Below are 278 nucleotides of genomic sequence, written 5' to 3'. Positions count from 1 at the left end.
CTCATTCAAATAAGTGGTAATTGCCTATATAATGTCATGATATGGTTGACGAGTTTCTACCCAACCCCGTAAAGGTTGGACTATAAGCAAACGAGGTCATCCCGTTTGCCGGGGTGACTTTTTTTATAGGCAAATCAGCTTAATCGAGAGAGGAAGATTGATTTGAAGGAAGTATCCGCAGCACCTAAAATTACCAATGTTAAGGCGGCCATTTTAGGGTTTCAATATCTGTTAGCTATGTATTCGGGTGATGTGCTCGTGCCATTATTGATTGGCGC

1 riboswitch is annotated in these 278 nt (G+C 41.7%).

The annotated features are described in order from the left end of the window. The first annotated feature begins 4 nt into the window (after positions 1–4). Positions 5–103, top strand: a riboswitch (purine riboswitch). The last annotated feature ends 175 nt before the right edge of the window (positions 104–278 follow it).

This window comes from Oceanobacillus saliphilus (assembly GCF_023522835.1).
In the GTDB taxonomy this organism is placed as follows: Bacteria; Bacillota; Bacilli; order Bacillales; family Amphibacillaceae; genus Oceanobacillus; species Oceanobacillus saliphilus.
The sequence above is the reverse complement of the archived record's forward strand: the minus strand, read 5'-3'. Positions and strand labels throughout refer to the sequence as shown.